General features: G+C 73.2%; 19 protein-coding genes. 11 read left to right on the top strand and 8 right to left on the bottom strand.

The window, feature by feature from the left end; all coding sequences use genetic code 11:
- Nucleotides 1–8 precede the first annotated feature (8 nt).
- Both EXE57_RS07045 and EXE57_RS07040 read left to right on the top strand, forming a co-directional pair.
- Nucleotides 9–659, top strand: coding sequence for an SRPBCC family protein (locus EXE57_RS07045; protein ID WP_135075593.1), 651 nt, complete (start codon nucleotides 9–11; stop codon nucleotides 657–659).
- 1 nt (nucleotide 660) lies between these two features.
- Complete coding sequence (locus EXE57_RS07040; RefSeq protein WP_135075590.1) at nucleotides 661–987, top strand: ArsR/SmtB family transcription factor; 327 nt, start codon at nucleotides 661–663, stop codon at nucleotides 985–987.
- A 4-nt stretch (nucleotides 988–991) separates the two neighbouring features.
- On the opposite strand, the gene EXE57_RS07035 is transcribed toward EXE57_RS07040, so the two are convergent.
- On the bottom strand, nucleotides 992–2,644 hold the full coding sequence (locus tag EXE57_RS07035; protein WP_135075587.1) for a phospho-sugar mutase: 1,653 nt from the start codon (nucleotides 2,642–2,644) through the stop codon (nucleotides 992–994).
- Nucleotides 2,645–2,691: 47 nt separating this feature from the next.
- On the opposite strand from EXE57_RS07035, the gene EXE57_RS07030 reads away from it, so the two are divergent.
- The gene (locus EXE57_RS07030) at nucleotides 2,692–3,237 is read left to right on the top strand and encodes a HEAT repeat domain-containing protein (RefSeq protein ID WP_135075584.1); all 546 of its coding nucleotides are present in this window, start codon (nucleotides 2,692–2,694) and stop codon (nucleotides 3,235–3,237) included.
- Entirely contained in the window at nucleotides 3,234–3,665 is a 432-nt protein-coding gene (locus EXE57_RS07025; RefSeq protein ID WP_135075581.1) for an SRPBCC family protein, read from the top strand. The genes EXE57_RS07030 and EXE57_RS07025 overlap by 4 nt, the downstream gene beginning before the upstream one ends.
- Nucleotides 3,666–3,677: 12 nt before the next feature.
- On the opposite strand, the gene tpx is transcribed toward EXE57_RS07025, so the two are convergent.
- The 5 genes from tpx to EXE57_RS07000 are packed head-to-tail and all read right to left on the bottom strand — an operon-like array spanning nucleotide 3,678 to nucleotide 7,741.
- Nucleotides 3,678–4,175 carry a thiol peroxidase gene (tpx, locus tag EXE57_RS07020; RefSeq protein WP_135075578.1) on the bottom strand — a complete coding sequence of 166 codons (498 nt, stop codon included), beginning with the start codon at nucleotides 4,173–4,175 and terminating at the stop codon, nucleotides 3,678–3,680.
- A gap of 21 nt (nucleotides 4,176–4,196) precedes the next feature.
- A complete protein-coding gene (locus tag EXE57_RS07015) occupies nucleotides 4,197–5,063 on the bottom strand; it encodes an alpha/beta fold hydrolase (protein ID WP_135075575.1) in 867 nt (288 codons plus the stop codon).
- Between the two features lie 55 nt (nucleotides 5,064–5,118).
- Nucleotides 5,119–5,913, bottom strand: a complete 795-nt coding sequence (locus EXE57_RS07010; protein WP_135075572.1) for an NAD-dependent epimerase/dehydratase family protein — start codon at nucleotides 5,911–5,913, stop codon at nucleotides 5,119–5,121.
- A gap of 2 nt (nucleotides 5,914–5,915) precedes the next feature.
- Nucleotides 5,916–6,710, bottom strand: a complete 795-nt coding sequence (locus EXE57_RS07005; protein WP_135075569.1) for a purine-nucleoside phosphorylase — start codon at nucleotides 6,708–6,710, stop codon at nucleotides 5,916–5,918.
- 26 nt (nucleotides 6,711–6,736) lie between these two features.
- On the bottom strand, nucleotides 6,737–7,741 hold the full coding sequence (locus EXE57_RS07000; RefSeq protein WP_135075566.1) for an aldo/keto reductase: 1,005 nt from the start codon (nucleotides 7,739–7,741) through the stop codon (nucleotides 6,737–6,739).
- Nucleotides 7,742–7,866: 125 nt separating this feature from the next.
- Here EXE57_RS07000 and EXE57_RS06995 point away from each other — a divergent pair, with 125 nt between their 5' ends.
- Together EXE57_RS06995 and EXE57_RS06990 are read left to right on the top strand one after the other, a co-directional pair.
- Nucleotides 7,867–10,014 carry a carbon starvation CstA family protein gene (locus EXE57_RS06995; RefSeq protein WP_135075563.1) on the top strand — a complete coding sequence of 716 codons (2,148 nt, stop codon included), beginning with the start codon at nucleotides 7,867–7,869 and terminating at the stop codon, nucleotides 10,012–10,014.
- Nucleotides 10,011–10,205: a YbdD/YjiX family protein gene (locus tag EXE57_RS06990; protein ID WP_135075560.1), complete on the top strand. Its 195-nt coding sequence runs from the start codon at nucleotides 10,011–10,013 to the stop codon at nucleotides 10,203–10,205. Before EXE57_RS06995 ends, EXE57_RS06990 begins: the two co-directional genes overlap by 4 nt.
- A gap of 38 nt (nucleotides 10,206–10,243) precedes the next feature.
- Here the strand turns inward: EXE57_RS06990 and EXE57_RS06985 are convergent, their stop codons facing one another.
- On the bottom strand, nucleotides 10,244–10,696 hold the full coding sequence (locus EXE57_RS06985; RefSeq protein ID WP_135075558.1) for a gamma-glutamylcyclotransferase: 453 nt from the start codon (nucleotides 10,694–10,696) through the stop codon (nucleotides 10,244–10,246).
- Nucleotides 10,697–10,763: 67 nt separating this feature from the next.
- Between EXE57_RS06985 and lpdA the strand changes: the two genes are divergently transcribed.
- The 4 genes from lpdA (at nucleotide 10,764) to EXE57_RS06965 (ending at nucleotide 16,095) form a co-directional block, all read left to right on the top strand.
- Nucleotides 10,764–12,167 (top strand): dihydrolipoyl dehydrogenase, encoded by a 1,404-nt coding sequence (lpdA, locus tag EXE57_RS06980; protein ID WP_135075555.1) that lies wholly within the window; start codon nucleotides 10,764–10,766, stop codon nucleotides 12,165–12,167.
- A gap of 10 nt (nucleotides 12,168–12,177) precedes the next feature.
- A complete protein-coding gene (locus EXE57_RS06975) occupies nucleotides 12,178–13,572 on the top strand; it encodes an NAD(P)H-quinone dehydrogenase (RefSeq protein ID WP_135075552.1) in 1,395 nt (464 codons plus the stop codon).
- 54 nt (nucleotides 13,573–13,626) lie between these two features.
- On the top strand, nucleotides 13,627–14,811 hold the full coding sequence (locus EXE57_RS06970) for a SpoIID/LytB domain-containing protein (protein WP_167305845.1): 1,185 nt from the start codon (nucleotides 13,627–13,629) through the stop codon (nucleotides 14,809–14,811).
- A 111-nt stretch (nucleotides 14,812–14,922) separates the two neighbouring features.
- A complete protein-coding gene (locus tag EXE57_RS06965; protein ID WP_135075545.1) occupies nucleotides 14,923–16,095 on the top strand; it encodes a SpoIID/LytB domain-containing protein in 1,173 nt (390 codons plus the stop codon).
- Nucleotides 16,096–16,101: 6 nt separating this feature from the next.
- Here the strand turns inward: EXE57_RS06965 and EXE57_RS06960 are convergent, their stop codons facing one another.
- Nucleotides 16,102–16,968 carry an alpha/beta fold hydrolase gene (locus EXE57_RS06960; protein WP_135075542.1) on the bottom strand — a complete coding sequence of 289 codons (867 nt, stop codon included), beginning with the start codon at nucleotides 16,966–16,968 and terminating at the stop codon, nucleotides 16,102–16,104.
- A 123-nt stretch (nucleotides 16,969–17,091) separates the two neighbouring features.
- Between EXE57_RS06960 and EXE57_RS06955 the strand changes: the two genes are divergently transcribed.
- Nucleotides 17,092–19,836, top strand: a complete 2,745-nt coding sequence (locus EXE57_RS06955) for a helix-turn-helix transcriptional regulator (protein WP_167305844.1) — start codon at nucleotides 17,092–17,094, stop codon at nucleotides 19,834–19,836.
- The last annotated feature ends 9 nt before the right edge of the window (nucleotides 19,837–19,845 follow it).

Below are 19,845 nucleotides of genomic sequence, written 5' to 3'. Positions count from 1 at the left end.
GTCGGGCCATGGACCTCACGGACGCACTCGACCAGATCGGCGCCGTGCGGCGCGCTCTCACGACCACCGAGTACCGCGGCGCGACGGCGCGGGTGCTGACGATGGAGCAGCAGTACCCGACCACGGCCGAGGACCTCTGGGACGCCCTGACCGACCCGGAGCGGCTCTCGCGCTGGTTCACCCCGGTCTCCGGGGACCTGCGCGAGGGCGGCCGCTACCAGCTCACCGGGAACGCGGAGGGCACCATCGAGCGCTGCGACCCCGCGAGGGCGCTGGTCGTGACCTGGGAGTTCGGGGGTGGCATCAGCTGGGTCGAGGTCGACCTGGTGGAAGCGGACGGGGAGACCACCCTGGTGCTGCGCCACCTCATGCACACCGACGCACTCGACGAGCACACCCAGCGCTACGGTCCCGGTGCGGTCGGGATCGGCTGGGACCTGTCCCTGCTCGGGCTGGAGCGTCACCTCGCGACGGGGGAGGCCGCCGATCCCGCGGCCGTGGAGGAGTGGTCGACAGGCGAGTCCGGCCGGGCGTTCATGACCCGCAGCAGCGACGCCTGGTACGAGGCCGACGTCGCCGACGGCACCGAGGCCGCCGACGCACGGCTGCGGGCCGACCGCACCCTCGCCTTCTACACGGGTCAGGAGGAGCCGGCCTGACATGCACGCCTTCGACGTCCTCGGAGACCCGGTCCGCCGCCGGATCCTCGAGCTGCTCACCGAGGGGGAGCTCGCCTCGGGCGAGGTGGTGAGGGTGATCGCGGACGAGTTCGGCATCAGCCAGCCGGCCGTCTCCCAGCACCTGCGCGTGCTGCGCGAGAGCGGCTTCGCGACCGTACGCCCCGAGGGCGCCCGACGCCTCTACGCCGTGGACCCCACCGGCATGCGCGAGGTCGACGCGTGGCTCGAGCAGTTCCGCGGGTTCTGGGAGCAGCGGCTGGACGCGCTCGGCACCGAGATCGCCCGCGGTCGGAGCTCGCGGAGGTGAGGGCTCAGATGCCGGCGGCGGCCTTGATGCCGTCGCGCAGGGCGTCGAGCCGGCCGGCGGCCGAGATCCGCGCGGCGTCGACGTCCTCGTCGCCGACCCGGACGACCACCTCGAGGTAGCACTTGAGCTTGGGCTCGGTGCCGCTCGGCCGGACGATCACGCGCGCACCCTCGGCCAGCCGGTAGCGCAGGCCCTCGGTCGGCGGCAGGTCTGGGCTCCCGGCGGACAGGTCCTCGACGCGCTCCACGGCGAGGCCGCCGAGCGAGGTCGGGGGCTCGCGCCGCAGGGTGTCCATCGCCCGGGCGATCTCGGCCAGGTCCTCGACGCGGACCGAGAGCTGGTCGGTCGCGTGCAGGCCGTGCTCGCGGGCGATGTCGTCGAGCAGGTCGACCAGGCTGCGCCCGTCGGCCTTGGCGCCGGCCGCGATCTCGCACAGCAGCAGCAGCGCGGAGACACCGTCCTTGTCCCGCACGTGCTCCGGGTCGACGCAGTAGCCGAGCGCCTCCTCGTAGCCGAAGGCCAGCCCGTCGACGCGACCGATCCACTTGAAGCCGGTCAGCGTCTCGGCGTACGGCTGGCCGTGGGCGGCGGCCATCCGGCCGAGCAGCGAGGACGAGACGATGGAGGTGGCGTACGTCCCCTGCTTGCCGCGCTGCAGGAGCTGGTGGGCCAGCAGGGCGCCCACCTCGTCACCGCGCAGCATCCGCCAGCCGTGCGGGCCGGGCACCGCGGCGGCACAACGGTCGGCGTCGGGGTCGTTGGCGACGACCAGGTCGGCGTCGGTCCGCTCCGCGAGCTCCATCGCGAGGTCCATCGCTCCCGGTTCCTCGGGGTTGGGGAAGGCGACGGTGGGGAAGGCCCCGTCGGGCTCCTCCTGCTGCTCGACGACCTGGGGAGCGTCGAAGCCGGCGGTCTCGAGCACCTGCTGGACCGACGTCCCGCCGACGCCGTGGAGCGGCGTGTAGACGATCCGCAGGTCGCGGGCGCCGTCCACGGCCAGCCCGGCGACGGTGTCGAGGTAGCGGTCGACGATGTCGTCGGCCAGCGTGGTGCCGGCGTGCCCGCGCGGGACCTCGGCCACGGCGCCGACGGCGGCGATCTCCGCGGCGATGCCGGTGTCGGCCGGGGGCACGATCTGGCTGCCGTCACCCAGGTAGACCTTGTAGCCGTTGTCCTCGGGCGGGTTGTGGCTGGCCGTGACCATGACGCCGGCGACGCAGCCCAACTCGCGGATCGCGAAGGCCAGCAGCGGGGTCGGCAGCGGCCGGGGCAGCACCAGCGGCTTGAACCCGGCGCCGCTCATCACCTCGGCGGTGTCACGGGCGAACACGTCGGAGTTGCGGCGGGCGTCGAAGCCGATCACCACGGAGCTGCCGGAGCGGGCACCCTCCGCCAGGAGGTACGCCGCCAGTCCGGCCGCGGCGCGGACCACCACCGCGCGGTTCATCCGGTTGGGGCCGGCGCCCAGCGCACCCCGCAGGCCGGCGGTCCCGAACTCCAGCGTCCCGTCGAACCGGTCGGCCAGGTCGGCGGCGTCGCCCCCGGCCTCGACGTCCGCCACCACCGCGGCCAGCTCCTCGCGGGTCTCGGCGTCGGGGTCGTCGGCGATCCAGGCGCGGGCGCGGTCGAGGAGGTCGGCGGTGTCGGTGCTGCTCATGGCGGCACCGTACTGCGTCGCCCCGGGGCACCCGTCATGATGGCGGCATGGGGGAGCGACCCGTGGGAGAGCTGATCGAGGAGCTGGCGGCCCGGCTGGGGCCGGGCCGGTTCACCGAGGTGTGCGTCGACCTGCTCGGGGGTGCCCGGCGGGAGGACCACCTCGCCGAGCTGCCGTCGCTGACCGGCCACGACTGGTCGGCGGGCGAGCCGGTCCGCGACCCGGCGGTCTGGAAGGACCACTGGCTGCGCACCTGGGGCGCCCGCGGGCTGCTGCACTGCTGGGACGACCGGGCGACCGACGCGGTCCTGGCCGGGCTGGCCGACGAGGAGTGGCGCCCGGCCGAGATGTGCCTCAAGGTCGCAGCCCGGCACGAGGTGGCCGGCGCCGGTGACGGCGCGGCTCGCCTGGCCGCGCACCCCCTGCCCCGGGTCCGGGTGGCGGCCCTGCGCGCGCTGGCCGTGGTCGGCGACACCGAGCACGCGGCCGCGGTCGACGCCGCGCAGGGCGACCCGGAGGCCGACGTACGCCGGGCGGCCGGCCGGGCCCGGGAGCAGCTGCGTCGGCGGCTGGACCTCCCGGAGGAGGCGTGACCCGGCGCTTCACGTTCCACGCCGACTGGGTGGTCGACGCCCCGCCGGGGGAGGTGCAGTCCGTGCTGGTCGACCTCGAGCACTACCCCGACTGGTGGCCCCAGGTGCTCGCAGTCGCCAAGGTCGACGACGACCACGCACGGGTGCTGTGCCGCTCGACCCTGCCCTACACGCTCGACCTGCTGCTCACGGCCGTCCACCGGGAGCAGGCCCTGCTCGAGACCACCCTCGGGGGCGACCTGGTGGGCACGGTGCGCTGGCGGCTGACGCCTGCCGGTGGGGGAACCCGGCTCGCCTTCGAGCAGGAGGTCGTCGTCGGCCACCGGCTGCTGGCAGTCCTCGCCGGACCGCTGGCGCCGCTGCTCCGGTGGAACCACCACCGGATGATGGCCGGCTGCCTCACCGGCCTCCGGGCCAGGCTCGGCTGACCCGGAGGAGCGTCAGCCGAGCACGGCCAGCGCGGCGTCGTAGTCGGGCTCCTGCCCGATGTCGGGCACGAGCTCGGTGTGGAGCACCGTGTCGTCGACGTCGAGCACCACCACCGCACGGGCCAGCAGGCCGGCGAAGGCGCTGTCGAGCAGGCGGACGCCGTACCGCTCGCCGAAGTCGCCGCGGAACGCCGACCCGACCCGTACCGACTCCAGGCCCTCGGCCCCGCAGAACCGTTGCTGGGCGAAGGGCAGGTCCTCCGAGACGCAGACCACCGTCGTCCCGTCCAGGCTCGCGGCCAGCTCGTTGAAGCGGCGGACGCTCCGGGCGCACGTCGGGGTGTCGATGCTGGGGAAGATGTTGAGCACGACCCGCTGGCCCTCTGTGGCCGAGCGGTCGAAGTCGCGCAGGTCGCCCCCCGTGAGGACGTAGGCCGGAGCGGTGCTGCCGACTGCGGGGAGGTCGCCGGCGGTCCGCGCAGGGCGGCCCCCGAGTGCCGTGGTTGCCATGGCCCATTCCTACAGGACTTCTCAGGAGTCGAGCACCTCGTGCAGCCGCGCCGCGAACGCCTCGGGCTCCCCGGCCTGGCCGAACTCCCCGCCGAGGAAGCCGCCGTGGTGGCTCGGGAAGACCACGAGCTCCTCGCCGAGGGCCGCGGCGACCGCCTCGGACGTGCGCCACGTCAGCGTGCCCTTCGACTCGATGCCGGCAGCGGGGACCACGCGGGTCGGGGCGGCACTGACGGCGTCGGCGTCGAGGTCGAAGGCGGTGACGTCGTTGGCGACCCCGGAGAGCAGCGGGTCGTCGCGGCTGCCGTCGTCCTCGGTCGGCATGCCGAAGGCGGCGGGGTCCGGCGGCGGGGCCGCGAGGTAGGCGTCGGTGAACTCGCCCTGCCAGCTCGTCAGACCGATGAAGGCGGCCATGCCGGCGCCCCAGCCGTCGGCCCGGTAACGGTCCTGCACGGCCCGCTCGGCCGCCCGGGCAGCCGCGGCGTCGGGCAGGACGCCCAGGATCGGGGGCTCGTGGGCGACCAGGGTCGCGACGTCCCCCGGGTGGGCGGCGACCCACGCGAGGGCGTTGACCGCGCCGCCGCTGCTCGCGAAGACGTCGACCGGGCCGAGGCCAAGCGACGTGACGAGGCGGTGCAGGTCGTCGACGCTGGTGGCCGGCACCTGGCGCTGGTGGCCGTCCGTGCGGGTGCTCCGGCCCAGCCCGCGCTGGTCGTACGTCACGACGACCCGGTCGGTGAAGTGCGAGGCGAGGGTGGTGAAGCCCTCCGCGGTCATCGGCTGACCGATCATGACGAGCGGCCGGTGCCCGGACGGGGTGGCCGCGGGGCGGACGTCGTAGGCGATCGTCGCGCCCTCGGTGTCGAGGGTGTGGGACTCGATGGGCATGCTCGGCTCCTGGTGTGGGTCGGTCAGTCCTGCAGACCCGCGCGGTGCCGCGGACTCATCGGTCGAAGGCCGACCGGTGGAACTGCGGGCCCGCGAACGGCCCGCCGACGTGAGCGCCCTCGGCCTCGTCCTCGGGTCGGGTGGCGATCCGGTCGGCCCACTGCTCGGCGTCGTCCTGCGGGTCGTAGCCGATCTCGCGACCCGGCTCGAGGTCCCACCAGGCGCGGCTGTTGGCGCTGATGCCGTAGAGCACGTGGAAGCCCGGCGCCGGCGCCGTGAGCGACGCCTCGACCATCCGGACGCAGTCGTCGTGGGAGAGCCACGTCGAGAGGTTGCGGACGGTCTCGGGCTGCTCGAGGAACGACCCGATCCGGCAGGCGACGGCGTCGAGGCCGAAGCGGTCGGCGTACAGCGAGAGCAGCGCCTCGGCGGACACCTTGGCCACGCCGTAGAACGTGTCCGGCCGGGGTCGTGCGTCGGCCCCCAGGTGCTCGGAGCGCGGGGTGCGGCCGACCGCGTGGTTGGACGAGGCGTAGACGATCCGGCCGACGCCGTGCGCCAGCATGGCCTCGAGCAGCGCCGCGGTCGTGACGACGTGGGAGCCCAGCTCGGCCGCCAACGACGCCTCCTCCGGGATCCCGGCCAGGTGGACGACCCCGTCGGGCCGCTCCGCCTCGAAGACGGCGAGGACCGCGTCGGGGTCGGTGCAGTCGACGTTGTGCCAGGGACCGTCGTGGCCCTCGGGGGCGGGGACCAGGTCGAGCCCGGCGACCTGGTGGCCGCGGTCGGTCAGGCCGGGCAGCAGGACCCGGCCGATGCTGCCGGCGGCGCCGGTGACGAGGACCTTCATCGTCAGATCCGCCCCACCAGCTGCGAGAGCAGTCCGCCCATCCGCGACGCGGCGGCACGGCCGGCCTCCAGCACCTCGGCGTGGTCGAGCGGTTCGCCGGAGATGCCGGCGGCGAGGTTGGTCACCAGGCTGATGCCGAGGACCTCCAGGCCCGCCTCGCGGGCGGCGATCGCCTCGAGCGTGGTGCTCATGCCGACGAGGTGGCCGCCGATCGCCCGCACCATGCCGATCTCGGCGGGGGTCTCGTAGTGGGGGCCGGGGAACTGGACGTAGACGCCCTCGTCGAGGCTCGGGTCGATCTCCCGGCACAGGGCGCGCAGCCTCGGGCTGTAGAGGTCGGTCAGGTCGACGAAGTGGGCGCCCTCGATGGGGGAGCGGGCCGTCAGGTTGATGTGGTCGGAGATGAGCACGGGGGTGCCGGGCGTCCAGGTCTCCCGGAGCCCGCCGCAGCCGTTGGTGAGCACGATCGTGCGGCACCCGGCCGCGGCTGCCGTACGGACCGGGTGGACGACCGCGGCGACGCCCTTGCCCTCGTAGAAGTGCGTCCGGCTCAGGAAGACCAGCAGGTTCTTGTCACCGGCCCGGATGCTGCGGATCTTCCCGCTGTGCCCGGCGACCGCGGCGGCACCGAAGCCGGGCAGGTCGGTCGTCGCGATCTCGGCGTTGGCCTCACCGAGGGCGTCGACCGCGGGCAGCCAGCCCGAGCCGAGGACGAGGGCGACGTCGTGCTGCTCCACGCCGGTCAGGCGGGCAAGGGTGGTGGCCGCCCCCTGGGCGAGCTCCTGGGTCTCGTTCACGCGAGCACCCTAGACCCGCCGTCCCGTCAGGCGTTGACCGACGACATGTCGTCGTAGCGGTCGCCGGCCACGGCACCCCGCGGGACGGCGGCGTCGAGCGCGGCCAGGACGTCGCCGGTGAGCGTGACGCCGGCCGCGGCGACGTTCTCCTCGAGGTAGGCCACCCGCTTGGTGCCCGGGATCGGGGCGACGTCCTCGCCCTGGGCGAGCACCCAGGCGAGCGCGAGCTGGCCGGGGGTGACCTCCTGGTCCGCGGCGATCGCCCGGACCCGCTCGACCAGCGCCAGGTTGGTCTCCAGCGCCTCGCCCTGGAACCGCGGGAAGCGGCCGTTGGCGCGCGGGTCCTTGCTCCCGAGGCTGCTCGTGTCGAGGGCGCCGGTGAGCAGGCCGCGGCCCAACGGGGAGTACGGGACCAGGCCGATGCCGAGCTCGCGGATCGTCGGCAGCACCTCGTCCTCGAGGTCGCGGCTGAAGAGGGAGTACTCCGACTGCAGCGCGGTGATCGGGTGGGTGGCGTGGGCGCGACGGATGGTCGCGGCCCCTGCCTCGGAGAGCCCGAGGTGGCGCACCTTGCCGGCCTCGACCAGCTCGGACATCGCGCCGACGGTCTCCTCGATCGGCACCGACCGGTCGACCCGGTGCTGGTAGTACAGGTCGAGGTGGTCGACGCCGAGGCGCTGCAGCGACGCGTCGCAGGCGGAGCGGACGTACGCCGGGGAGCCGTTGATGCCGACCCGGGTGCCGTCCGGCAGCCGCTCGTTGCCGAACTTGGTCGCGAGCTGCACCTCGTCGCGCCGGCCGGCGATCGCCTTGCCGACCAGCTGCTCGTTGGTGAACGGGCCGTACATGTCGGCGGTGTCGATGAAGGTGACGCCGAGGTCGAGGGCACGGCGGATCGTCTCGATCCCGGCCTGCTCGTCGGGCGTGCCGTAGAACTCCGACATGCCCATGCAGCCGAGGCCGAGGGTGGAGACGGTGAGGGCGGAGTCGGACCCGAGCGTCCGGGTCCCGAGCGTGTGGTCGGTGGTCATGCGGCCCAGTCAACGCCTTCCTGCCAAATCGGACGACCCCTGTGTCTCATCTCCGTGGGCCTCGTTGCCGTCGGGGTGACGCGTGGTGCAGTGTGGGGCCGGTCACTCGGGAAGGACTCTCGGAAATGTCGCGTCTCATCTGGATTCTCGTAGCCGTCGTCGGAGCAGCGTCCTGGACGATGCTCGCCCTGGTCCGCGGGGAGGAGGTGTCGGCCCTCTGGATCCTGTTCGCGGCGCTCTCGTCGTACGCGATCGCGTACCGGTTCTACGCCCGGTGGATCGCCCGGCGGGTGCTCCAGGTCGACGACACCCGTGCCACGCCGGCGGAACGGCTCGAGAACGGCACGGACTTCGAGCCCACCGACCGCAGGGTGCTCTTCGGCCACCACTTCGCGGCGATCGCGGGCGCCGGCCCGCTGGTCGGCCCGGTCCTCGCCGCCCAGATGGGCTACCTGCCGGGCACGATTTGGATCATCGTCGGCGTCATCCTGGCCGGCGCCGTCCAGGACATGGTGATCCTCTTCTTCTCGATGCGGCGCGACGGCAAGTCGTTGGGCCAGATGGTCCGGGAGGAGATCGGCGTCGTCGGCGGTGTCGCCGCGCTGATCGCGGTCTTCCTGATCATGATGCTGCTGCTGGCGGTGCTGGCGCTGGTCGTGGTCAACGCGCTCGCCGAGTCGCCGTGGGGCGTCTTCTCGATCGGCATGACGATCCCGATCGCCCTGTTCATGGGCGTCTACCTCCGCTTCCTGCGCCCGGGCCGGGTGATGGAGGTGACCGTCATCGGCGTCGCGCTGCTGCTGCTCGCGATCGTCGGTGGCGGCTGGGTCGACGGCAACCCGGGGCTGGCCGAGGCGCTCACCCTCAGCCCGGAGACGCTGGCGATCGCGATCATCCTCTACGCGTTCGTCGCCTCGGTGCTGCCGGTGTGGGTGCTGCTCACCCCGCGTGACTACCTCTCGACGTTCATGAAGGTCGGCGTCATCGCGCTGCTCGCGGTCGGCATGATCATCGCCGCCCCGACGCTGCAGGCACCGGCGCTGTCGGAGTTCGCGCTCCCGGGCACCGGACCGGTCTTCGCCGGCAAGCTGTTCCCGTTCGTGTTCATCACGATCGCGTGCGGAGCCCTCTCCGGCTTCCACGCCCTGATCTCCTCCGGCACCACCCCCAAGATGGTGCAGAAGGAGAGCCAGGTCCGGATGATCGGCTACGGCGGCATGCTGATGGAGTCCTTCGTGGCCATCAGCGCCCTGATCGCCGCCTGCGTCATCGACCAGGGCCTCTACTTCGCGATGAACAGCCCGGCCGGGGCGACCGGCGGGGAGCCGGGAGCGGCCTCGGAGTTCGTCCGGACCCTCGGCTTCACCATCAGTCCCGACGCCTTGCAGTCGGCGGCCGACTCGATCGGCGAGGACTCGCTGATCTCCCGCACCGGTGGCGCGCCGACGCTGGCGTTCGGCATCTCGCTGATCTTCACCGAGGCCTTCGGGGGCGGGCTCGCCGCGTTCTGGTACCACTTCGCGATCATGTTCGAGGCGCTCTTCATCCTGACCGCCGTCGACGCCGGCACCCGGGTCGGCCGGTTCATGCTGCAGGACACCGTCGGCAACGTCTGGAAGCGCTACGGCGAGGTCTCGTGGAAGCCCGCCACCTGGTCGGCGTCGGCGATCGTGACGGGCGTGTGGGGCTACTACCTCTACGTCGGCGTCACCGATCCGCTCGGCGGCATCAACCAGCTGTTCCCGCTCTTCGGGATCTCGAACCAGCTGCTGGCCGCGATCGCGCTGACCCTGGCGGTGTCACTGCTGATCAAGCACGGCAAGGCGAAGTACGCGTGGGTGCCGGGCATCGGGCTGGCCTGGGACCTGATCGTCACGATGACGGCGAGCTGGCAGAAGGTCTTCAGCGACGACCCCAAGATCGGCTACTTCACCCAGGCGTCGACCTTCCGGGAGGCCCGTGACGCCGGCGATCTGCTGGCCCCGGCGACCACGCCGGAGCAGATGGACCAGATCGTCACCAACTCGATGGTCAACGGGTCGCTGCAGATCCTCTTCGCGGGGCTGGTCCTGGTCGTGGTGGCCAACGCCGCCGTGATCTGGGTGCGGGCGCTCAAGGCGGGCGGCCTCCCGACCACCGAGGTGCCGAAGGTCGAGTCCGACCTCGTGGCCCCCTCGGACTTCTTCGCGACCGCGGAGGAGAAGGAGGCCGTACGCCGCTGGGAGGCCGAGCGTGACGACCGCGGCGACCTCGTGGGTGGCGGTCGGCGATGACGGTGGTCGAGCACCTCGCCCGGGCCCGGCGCGGCGTCCTCTGGTACCTCCGGGAGTTCACCGGGGAGGCCCGCTGGGACGACTACCTCGACCGGTGCGCCCGTAGCGGCGAGCGGCCGATGTCGCGCCGGGACTTCGAGCGGCACCGGGCCGACCACCGGGAGACCTCGGTGGAGGGCCGCTGCTGCTGACCGGTCGGCCGGACGGCTCGGACCTGGTGGGCGACGGCCTACAACCCCGTCGACCGGCACGGACGACGGCGCAGCGCGGCGACGTAGTCGGCGGGAGCGTCCGCGGCCTCGGCGGCGTCGGAGAGCACCCCGAGGTAGGAGGCCGACGGCAGCCCGCCCTCGTAGGCGTCGAGGACGTAGGTCCACACCACGAGCTCGCCGGTCAGCGTCGCCACCCGCACCTTGGTCTTGCGGTAGAGCCCGAGGTCGGCCCCCTCCCAGCCGTCGAGGGAGGACTCGTCCTCGCGGGTGATGTCGTAGACCGCGACGAAGACCTGCTCGATCGGGTCCTCGACGATCGTCGAGAGCGCCCCGTCCCAGCCGTGCTCCTCGCCGCCGAAGGTCAGCCGCCACCCGGTCAGCCAGCCCGTGGTGCGTAGCGGGGAGTGGGGGCAGCGCTCGCCCATGCGTGCGGGATCGAGGTTGGTCCCGTAGGCGGCGTACAGCGTCACGGGCAGCAGGCTATCGGCCGGGACCGCCCCATTCGCGGCTGGCTGGCGTGGTCACTAGGGTGGGGCCGTGAGCGACAACCACTTCGATGTCCTGGTCCTCGGCGCCGGCCCCGGCGGCTACGTCGCCGCCATCCGCGCCGCGCAGCTCGGCAAGACCGTCGCGGTCGTCGAGGAGAAGTACTGGGGCGGTGTCTGCCTCAACGTGGGCTGCATCCCCTCCAAGGCCCTCCTCAGGAACGCCGAGCTGGCCCACACGCTGGCCCACGAGAAGGACAAGTTCGGCATCGAGGGCGAGGTGTCGATGTCCTACACGCCGACCCATCAGCGCTCCCGCAAGGTGAGCGAGGGGATCGTCAAGGGCGTCCACTTCCTCATGAAGAAGAACAAGATCACCGAGATCCACGGCTGGGGCACGCTCACCGGCCCGACCTCGATCGACGTCAAGGACGCCGACGGCGGGACGACCACCTACACCTGCGACGACCTGATCCTCGCCACGGGCGCCACGGTGCGGATGCTGCCCGGCATGCAGGTCAGCGACAACGTCGTCACCTACGAGGAGCAGATCCTCGACGGCGAGCTGCCCGGCTCGGTCATCATCGGCGGTTCCGGCGCGATCGGCGTCGAGTTCGCCTACGTCATGAAGAACTTCGGCGTCGACGTGACGATCGTGGAGTTCCTGGACCGGATGGTGCCGACCGAGGACGCCGACGTCTCCAAGGAGCTCCTCAAGCACTACAAGAAGCTCGGCGTGAAGGTCATGCTCTCGACCAAGGTCGAGAACGTCGAGGACACCGGCTCGGGCGTCCGGGTCACCGTCAGCCCCGCCGACGGTGGCGAGTCCGAGGTGATCGAGGCCGACAAGATGCTGGCGGCCTTCGGCTTCGCGCCGCGGCTCGAGGGCTACGGCCTCGACGCGACCGGGGTCGAGACCACCGACCGGGGCGCGATCGCGACCGACGAGTACGGCCGCACCAACGTCGACCACGTCTACGCCATCGGCGACGTCACCGGGAAGCTGATGCTGGCCCACGTGGCCGAGGCGCAGGGCGTGGTCGTGGCCGAGGTCATCGCCGGCGCCGAGACGATGCCGGTCGACATCGACATGGTGCCGCGGGCGACGTACTGCCAGCCCCAGATCGGCTCCTTCGGCTACAGCGAGGCGCAGGCCAAGGAGCTGGGCTACGACGTCAAGACGTCGACCTTCCCGTTCTCGGCGAACGGCAAGGCGATGGGCCTGGGCCACGCGGTGGGCTTCGTCAAGGTCGTCGCCGACGCCGAGTACAACGAGATCCTCGGTGCCCACATGATCGGGCCCGACGTCACCGAGCTGCTCCCGGTCCTGACGCTGGCCCAGAAGTGGGACCTGACGGCCGACGAGGTCGCGCGCAACGTCTTCGCCCACCCGACGCTGTCGGAGTCGGTGAAGGAAGCCGTCGAGGGCATCGCCGGCCACATGATCAACCTCTGACGGGAGCCAGATGTCTGACCACGTCGTCATCGTCGGCGGCGGGCCCGGCGGCTACGAGGCCGCCCACGTCGCCGCGCAGCTCGGCGCCGAGGTGACCGTCGTCGACACCGACGGGCTGGGCGGCTCGGCCGTCCTGACCGACTGCGTCCCGAGCAAGACCCTGATCGCCACGGCCGAGCTGATGGCCGAGATGGGCGGCGCGTCCGAGCTCGGCATCGGTTTCCACGACCAGGAGGGCGACGCCGCGACCGGCGTACGCGTCGACCTGCAGCGGGTCAACGAGCGGGTGCTCGGGCTGGCCCACGACCAGTCCGACGACATCGCCCGGCGGCTCGAGCGCGACGGGGTCCGGGTCGTCCACGGCCGGGGACGGCTGACCGGGCCTGGCACGGTCGAGGTCGCGCTCACGGCTGGCGGCACGCAGACGCTGGAGGCGGACGCCGTGCTGCTCGCGACCGGGGCCGCGCCCCGCGTCCTCGACAGCGCGCAGCCGGACGGCGAGCGGATCCTCACGTGGGAGCAGGTCTACGGGCTGACCGAGATGCCCGAGCACCTCGTCGTGGTCGGCTCGGGCGTGACCGGGGCCGAGTTCGCGTCCGCGTACCTCTCGCTCGGCATCGACGTCACCCTGGTCTCCTCCCGCGACCGGGTGCTGCCCGGCGAGGACGCCGACGCGGCGAAGGTCCTCGAGGAGGTGCTGACCCGCCGTGGCATGAACGTGCTGTCGAAGTCGCGCATGGCCTCGGTCACCCGCGACGGCGACACCGTCACCGTCACCCTCACCGACGGCCGGACCGTCGAGGGCTCCCACTGCATCCTGGCGCTCGGCTCGGTCCCCAACACCGCCGACCTCGGTCTCGCGGAGCAGGGGGTGCTGACCGACGACGGGGGCTTCATCACCGTCGACCGGGTGTCGCGCACCTCCGTGCGGGGCGTGTACGCCGCCGGCGACTGCACCGGCGTCCTGATGCTCGCGTCGGTGGCGGCGATGCAGGGCCGCATCGCGATGTGGCACGCACTCGGCGACGCGGTCACGCCGCTCGACCTGGCCAAGGTCTCCTCCAACGTCTTCACCTCCCCCGAGATCGCCACCGTGGGTGCCTCCCAGCAGGCCGTCGACGCCGGCGAGATCACGGCCGAGTCCGTCACCCTGCCGCTGAGCGGCAACGCGCGCGCCAAGATGCAGGGCGTCAAGGACGGCTTCGTCAAGCTCTTCTGCCGCCCCGGCACCGGCATCGTCGTCGGGGGAGTGGTCGTCGGTCCGCGCGCCAGCGAGCTGATCCACCCGGTCTCCATCGCGGTCGCCGAGAGCATCACCGTCGACCAGCTGGCCCACGCGTTCACGGTCTACCCGTCGATGACCGGCTCCATCGCCGAGGCGGCGCGGCGCCTGCACCACGTCTGACTCCACCCGCCCAGCCGGACCATCGGGGTTGACGGCCGTGTGAGGATGTCCGGCATGACTTCTCGGGGGAGCCGCCTGCTCGTGCCTGCCGTCGCCGTCGCCCTGGCCGTCCTCGGCCCGGCCCTGCCGGCAGCGGCAGACGACCCGGTGGACGTGCCGGGCACGGCGACGATCACGCTCCGGGGGGACGGCAGTGGACACGGCCGGGGGATGTCGCAGTACGGCGCCTACTCGGCCGCGCGCGCCCCGCACTCGCTGACCTCGACCGAGATCCTCGACTTCTACTACCCCGGCACGGACCCCGGCAGCGCTGGTGGCCGGGTCAAGGTGTGGATCCGCGGAGACGGTGACCGCGACCTCGTGGTCAGGGCCCGTGACGGGCTCACGATCGGCAAGGTCGGGGGCCGGACCTGGCGCCCGCGCGTGCCGCGGGTGAGGTCGTGGCGGGTCCGGTGGAGCCGGAGCGGCGACCACGTGGTCTCGTACCGCACGGCGAGGTGGCACACCTGGCGTGTCGTCGACGGCGACGTGGCCCTGGCGGCCGGCGGCAGGCCGCTGACGCTGCTGACGCGCGGCGGCGCCGTGAGCTATCGCGGCAGCCTGCGGTCGGTGGACTTCCAGGGCACGCAGCGGCTGACGGTCAACGTGCTGCCGATGGAGCAGTACGTCCGGGGTGTCGTGCCCGCCGAGATGCAGGCCGGTTGGCCGCAGCACGCGCTGCGGGCCCAGGCGGTCGCGGCCCGCACCTACGCCACGCACGAACGGGGTGACGGCAACACCTACTACGACCTCTGCGACACCGACGCCTGCCAGGCCTACGGCGGGGCGTCGGCGGAGACGAGGGCGACGACGAGGGCGACGACAGCGACGGCGGGCGACGTGCTCACCTACGGCGGGGAGACGGCCTTCGCCGAGTACTCCGCCAGCAACGGCGGCTGGACGGTCGCCGGCAGCGAGCCCTACCTCGTGGCCCAGGCGGACCCCTACGAAGGCACCTCGCCCGACTACTACGACTGGTCGCGGTCGATCGCCACCCGACAGCTCGAGCGGGTGCTCGGGCTGAGGGACCTGGCCCGCCTGCAGGTCGTGGAGCGCGACGGCCGCGGTCCGCGCGGTGGCCGGGTCGTGACGGTCACGGCGACCGGGCGCGGGGGAGACGTCAGCACCCTCGGCGGCGAGAGCTTCCGGAGCAGCCTCGGCCTTCCGTCGACCCTCTTCGAGGTCGGCAGGGTCCGCTAGAACTACGATCCTGTAGTTCCCGGGAACCGCTGGCGGGTCACCCGCGGGACGTGGTGCCATTCCCTCGAGCACCATCCGTCACCGTCGTCACACACGCCCCGGAGTCCTCCCATGTCCCGCCTCGGCACCGCCCTCGTCGCGAGCCTCGCCGTCCTCGCCGGCGGCCTGGTCATCTCCCCGGCGGCCGCGGCCGACCGCTGGGCGGTCCCGGCCTCGGCCTCGATCACGATCAAGGGACACGGCTACGGCCACGGCCGTGGGATGTCGCAGTACGGCGCCGAGGGTGCGGCCCGCGAGGGACTCACGTGGCGGCAGATCACGGACTTCTACTACCCCGGCACCACGGTCGGCCGTGCCCGCGGCACCATCGACGTCCACGTCTCCGCCGACACGACCGACGACCTCGTGGTCGTCCCGCGCTCCGGGCTGGTCGTTCACGACCTCGGCGCAGGGAAGAGCTGGCCGCTCCCGGAGCGGGACACCACCCGCTGGCGGGTGATCTGGCTCGACGGCGCCAACCGCGTGCAGTGGCTCGGCAACCGCTGGCGCACGTGGCGCACGCTCGCCGGCAGCGGCGCCTTCTCGGCCGGCACCGAGCCCGTGACATTGGTGACGCCGGGCGGCACCCGCGCCTACCGCGGCCGGGTCTCGGCCCTCCCGCTGTCCGGCGGCCGGGTCACCGTCAACACGGTGCGGCTCGAGTACTACCTCCGCGGCGTCGTCCCCCTGGAGATGCCCGCCCTGTGGAGCCCGGAGGCGGTGCGGTCCCAGGCGGTCGCCGCCCGCACCTATGCGGCGTACGAGCGCGCCCACCCGCGCTCCTCGGCGTTCGACGTCTACGACACCACCCAGAGCCAGGTCTACGGCGGGGTGGCGGCCGAGCACCCGGCCTCCGACGCGGCGATCCGGGCCACCCGGCGCCGCGTGCTGCGGCACGACGGCGCCCCCGCCTTCACCCAGTTCAGCTCCAGCAACGGCGGCTGGAGCGTCGCGGGCTCGCTGCCCTACCAGCAGGCCAGGGCCGACGCGTACGACGGCTGGTCGGGCAACCCCAACCGCAGCTGGTCGGTCACGGTCACGGACCGGAGGCTCGAGTCGACCTGGCCGGCCCTCGGCAACCTGCGCCGCATCGTCGTGGTGCGCCGGGACGGCAACGGACAGTGGAACGGCCGCGTCGCCTCGCTCCGGCTGGTCGGCTCGAAGAACACCGTCACCGTCACCGGCGACACCATGCGCTCGATGCTGGGCCTGAAGTCGACCTGGGTCACCTTCCGCGTGGGCTGACCCGCGTCAGCTCCCCGCCGCGGACCTGATCAGGCGGACGACGGCACCCGGGTGGCTGATCATCGGGACGTGCGAGCTGTCGATCTCGACGGTCGTCGAGCCGGCGCGCTCGGCCATCGCCCGCTCCGCCTCCGGCGGGATGATCCGGTCATCGCTCGCGACCATGAACCAGCTCGGGATCGACTCCCACGCGGGCGGTCCGGACGACGTCACGAGCGCCGCCAGCGCACCCGGGCGCTGGGTGGCGGCCATCACCGCGGCCGTCCGCCGGTCGAGGTCCTGCGCAAAGAGCCGGTGGAAGTGGGCAGGGTCGATGTAGGCGTCGGCGTTGCCGCCGGTCGCGCCGGGGAAGGGACGCAGCACCAGGTGGTCGGTCACCTCGCCGTGCCCGCCGCCGAGGCTGTTGGCGGCCGCGACGCTCTCGCCCTCGGCCAGCGCGTAGGCCGCGACGTAGACGAGCGCGGTCACGTCCGGGTCGCCGGTCGCGGCGTTGGTGATGACCGCTCCGCCGTAGGAGTGGCCGACGAGCACGACCGGTCCCTCGATGGTGTCGAGGAAGTCGCGGAGGTACGCCGCGTCGTCGAGCGGGCCGCGCAGCGGGTTGGAGAAGGCGATCACGGGGTAGCCCTTGCCGAGCAGCCGCGACGCCACGGCGTTCCAGCCGCTGGAGTCGGCGAAGGCGCCGTGCACCAGCACCACGGTGGGCTTCTCGGAAGGCGGCGTCGCCGCGCGGGCCGGTACGCCACGCGCCTCGGCTCCCAGGGTCGGGGCGGCAGCGGTCAGCGAGCTCGTGCCGAGCAGCAGCAGCGCGGCCAGCCCGGCAGCCAGCGCGGTGGAGGCGCGGCGCGTACGCCGCGGTGGGGCAGTCAACATGGTGGGTCTCCTCGGGTCGGTCGGACCCGACCACCCTCGGCGGCCGCCGGCGGCGGCCGGACCACGTGGGATGCGTAGTCGTGCCCTCGTCACCGGCCCCGCACGTGGATACAGTCGTCGCTCATGGGAGGGGAGGGCCCGATCCTCGGACGGGACCCGGAGCTGCAGCAGGTCCACCGCCTGGTCGCGAACGCACGCAACGGCCGCGGCGGCGCGCTGCTGCTCGTCGGCGAGCCCGGCATCGGGAAGACCACCCTGCTGCGAGCGACCACTGCCGCCCCCGCCGACTTCCGGGTGCTCCGGGCAGACGGGCACGAGGCCGAGTCGACGATCCCGTACGCCGCGCTGCACCGGCTGATGATCCCGCTCCGCGAGCACGTCGCGACGCTGCCCGAACGCCACCAGCAGGCGCTGCGCGTGGCCACCGGCTCGGCCGTCGGACCACCTCCTGACCGGTTCCTGGTCGGGCTCGGCATCCTCGGGCTGCTCGCGGCCGCCGGAGAGGTCGCCCCCGTCGCCTGTGCCGTCGACGACACCCACTTCCTGGACTCCGAGTCCCTCGACGCGCTCGCGTTCGTGGCGCGCCGGCTCGAGGCCGAGTCGGCGGTGCTGGTCTTCGCGAGCCGCGACGTCGCCGAGGTCGAGCAGCGGATGGCCGGAGTCCCCGTCCTGCGGCTCACCGGCCTGTCGCACGACGCCGCCGTCCGGTTGCTGGCCTCCCGGCTGCCCGAGCCGATCGACCCGGCGGTGGCGACCCAGATCGCGGCGGCCACGGGTGGCAACCCGCTCGCCCTGACCGACCTGGCCGTGGAGCTCAACGCCACGCGCCTCGCCGAGTCGAGCTTCGCCGACGAGCCGGTGCCGGTCGGGCACCACCTCGAGGCGCACTACCTGCGACGGGTGCGGCTCCTCAGCGAGGACCAGCAGCACTGGCTGCTGGTCGCCGCCGCCGACTCCACCGGCAACCTGGACATGATCCGGTCGGCCGCCGGCTCGCTCGACATCGCGCCGACGGCCGGCGACGAGGCCGAGGCCGCCGGACTGGTCGAGCTCGACCTCACCGTCAGGTTCCGGCACCCCCTGGTCAGAGCGGCGGTGTACGGGGCGGCACACGGCGCCGACCGACGGCGGGTCCACGCCGCGCTCGCCGGGGCGGCGTCCGGGCTCGGCGCGGCGGAGCTCGAGGCCTGGCACTCCGCGAAGGCGACCGTGGGCACCGACGCGGCGGTCGCGGACCGGCTGGAGAGCGTCGCCGACCTCGCCGGCCTCCGCGGGGGCTTCGTGTCGCGGGCGAGCGTGCTGGTGCAGGCGGCGGCGCTGACGCCGGACCGTGCCCTCGGCTACGCCCGGCTGGTCGCGGCCGCCGAGGCGGCGCTCGCTGCCGGCGTCGCCCAGTTCGCCAAGGGGATGCTCGACGAGGTCGACGAGGACCTGCTCGACCCGCTGGCCCGGGGGCGGATGGCGGCGGTCCGCGCGAGCGTCGCCATGTTCACCGCCGACCCGGCGCTGCGGCACGCCTCGGCCGACCTGCTGGTCGCGGCCGAGGCGATGTCGGCGTACGACCTCACGGCCGCGCAGGACACCTTGATCCAGGCGCTCTACTTCCTGCTCCCTGCGGAGCGGCTCGCCACCGGCGTCTCGATCTCCGAGCTCGGCAAGCGGCTGCAGGAGGGGGCCGAGCTGCAGGACGGGGTCGCGGCGACGATCCTGCGGGGCCTGGCAGCACACCTGACGATGCCCTACGCGGAGGCGGTGCCGCTGATGCGTAAGGCGGTCGGCGCGATCGCGGCCCTTGCCGACGAGCAGCTGCTCACCTACGGCGCGATCAGCCTCGTCCTCACCAGCGCTCTCTGGGACGCGCACGGCATGCGAGCCGGGCTGGAGCGAACCGCCGAGGCTGCCCGCGACCTCGGCTCGTTGCGGGTCCTGGACATGGTCCTCTGGTCGATGTCGCTCTCCGAGCTCCGGGCGGGCACCCCCCGCCGCGCTGCCCAGTGCGTCGAGCAGGTCCGCGACCTTCGCCGCGCCATCGGCTACCAGTCCGAGCACGTGGTCAACCCGGCGGTGCTCGCGTGGACGGGCGCGCCGCGGGAGCAGGTGGAGCTGTTCGCCGAGCAGGCGCGCACCATCGGGATGGGTGGCGTGCACGCCTCCGGCATCACCGCGCTCGCCGTGCGCGACCTGGCCGAGGGCGCCTACGAGGGGGCGTTCGAGCGGCTCCGACCGTTCGTCGACGACCCGTTCCTGCAGGTCACGCCCCTGGAGTACGCCGACTTCGTGGAGGCCGCGGTCCGGAGCGGTCGACCCGAGGAGGCCCTCCCGTTCGTGGACCGGCTCGAGCGGCTGGCAGCCGCCAACGGCTCGCCCTGGAACGCCGGCGTGGCGGCGCGATCGCGGGCGCTCGTGGACGACGGCGCGGCCGAGGAGCACTTCACGCGGTCCCTCGCCGCGCTGGAGCCGACCGAGGTGGACGTGGAGCTGGCCCGGACCCACCTCCTCTACGGCGAGTGGCTGCGCCGCGCCAGGCGTCGCCGGCAGGCTCGCGACCACCTGCGTCGGGCCACCGACCTCTTCGAGCGCAGCGAGGCACCCGCGTTCGCCGAGCGGGCGCGGCACGAGCTCGAGGCCACGGGTGAGGCGCCGCGGGAGCCGGGAGCCGGGCAGGGACCGGGGTTGACCACCCAGGAGCTCACGGTCGCCCGGCTCGCGGCGTCCGGCAGCACCAACGCCGAGATCGGCGCCACCATGTTCCTCAGCGTCAACACCGTGGACTACCACCTGCGGAAGGTCTTCCAGAAGCTCGGCATCTCCTCACGCCGGCAGCTCTCCGACCGGCTGGCTCCGGTGACGGCGGAGGATGCGGGCTGACGGACTACG

Source organism: Nocardioides euryhalodurans (assembly GCF_004564375.1).
Taxonomy (GTDB): domain Bacteria; phylum Actinomycetota; class Actinomycetes; order Propionibacteriales; family Nocardioidaceae; genus Nocardioides; species Nocardioides euryhalodurans.
Note: the sequence above shows the minus strand (reverse complement) of the source record. Positions and strands in the feature narration are given on the sequence as shown.

Excerpts from the sequence above, each read along its gene's own strand:
- EXE57_RS07010 (WP_135075572.1), bottom strand. The coding sequence starts at position 5,913 with ATGAAGGTCCTCGTCACCGGCGCCGCCGGCAGCATCGGCCGGGTCCTG.
- EXE57_RS07035 (WP_135075587.1), bottom strand. The coding sequence starts at position 2,644 with ATGAGCAGCACCGACACCGCCGACCTCCTCGACCGCGCCCGCGCCTGG.
- EXE57_RS07015 (WP_135075575.1), bottom strand. The coding sequence starts at position 5,063 with ATGCCCATCGAGTCCCACACCCTCGACACCGAGGGCGCGACGATCGCC.
- EXE57_RS06965 (WP_135075545.1), top strand. The coding sequence starts at position 14,923 with ATGTCCCGCCTCGGCACCGCCCTCGTCGCGAGCCTCGCCGTCCTCGCC.
- EXE57_RS06995 (WP_135075563.1), top strand. The coding sequence starts at position 7,867 with ATGTCGCGTCTCATCTGGATTCTCGTAGCCGTCGTCGGAGCAGCGTCC.
- EXE57_RS06975 (WP_135075552.1), top strand. The coding sequence starts at position 12,178 with ATGTCTGACCACGTCGTCATCGTCGGCGGCGGGCCCGGCGGCTACGAG.
- EXE57_RS06955 (WP_167305844.1), top strand. The coding sequence starts at position 17,092 with ATGGGAGGGGAGGGCCCGATCCTCGGACGGGACCCGGAGCTGCAGCAG.
- EXE57_RS06990 (WP_135075560.1), top strand. The coding sequence starts at position 10,011 with ATGACGGTGGTCGAGCACCTCGCCCGGGCCCGGCGCGGCGTCCTCTGG.
- EXE57_RS07000 (WP_135075566.1), bottom strand. The coding sequence starts at position 7,741 with ATGACCACCGACCACACGCTCGGGACCCGGACGCTCGGGTCCGACTCC.
- tpx (WP_135075578.1), bottom strand. The coding sequence starts at position 4,175 with ATGGCAACCACGGCACTCGGGGGCCGCCCTGCGCGGACCGCCGGCGAC.
- EXE57_RS07045 (WP_135075593.1), top strand. The coding sequence starts at position 9 with ATGGACCTCACGGACGCACTCGACCAGATCGGCGCCGTGCGGCGCGCT.
- EXE57_RS07030 (WP_135075584.1), top strand. The coding sequence starts at position 2,692 with ATGGGGGAGCGACCCGTGGGAGAGCTGATCGAGGAGCTGGCGGCCCGG.
- EXE57_RS07040 (WP_135075590.1), top strand. The coding sequence starts at position 661 with ATGCACGCCTTCGACGTCCTCGGAGACCCGGTCCGCCGCCGGATCCTC.
- EXE57_RS06960 (WP_135075542.1), bottom strand. The coding sequence starts at position 16,968 with ATGTTGACTGCCCCACCGCGGCGTACGCGCCGCGCCTCCACCGCGCTG.
- EXE57_RS06970 (WP_167305845.1), top strand. The coding sequence starts at position 13,627 with ATGACTTCTCGGGGGAGCCGCCTGCTCGTGCCTGCCGTCGCCGTCGCC.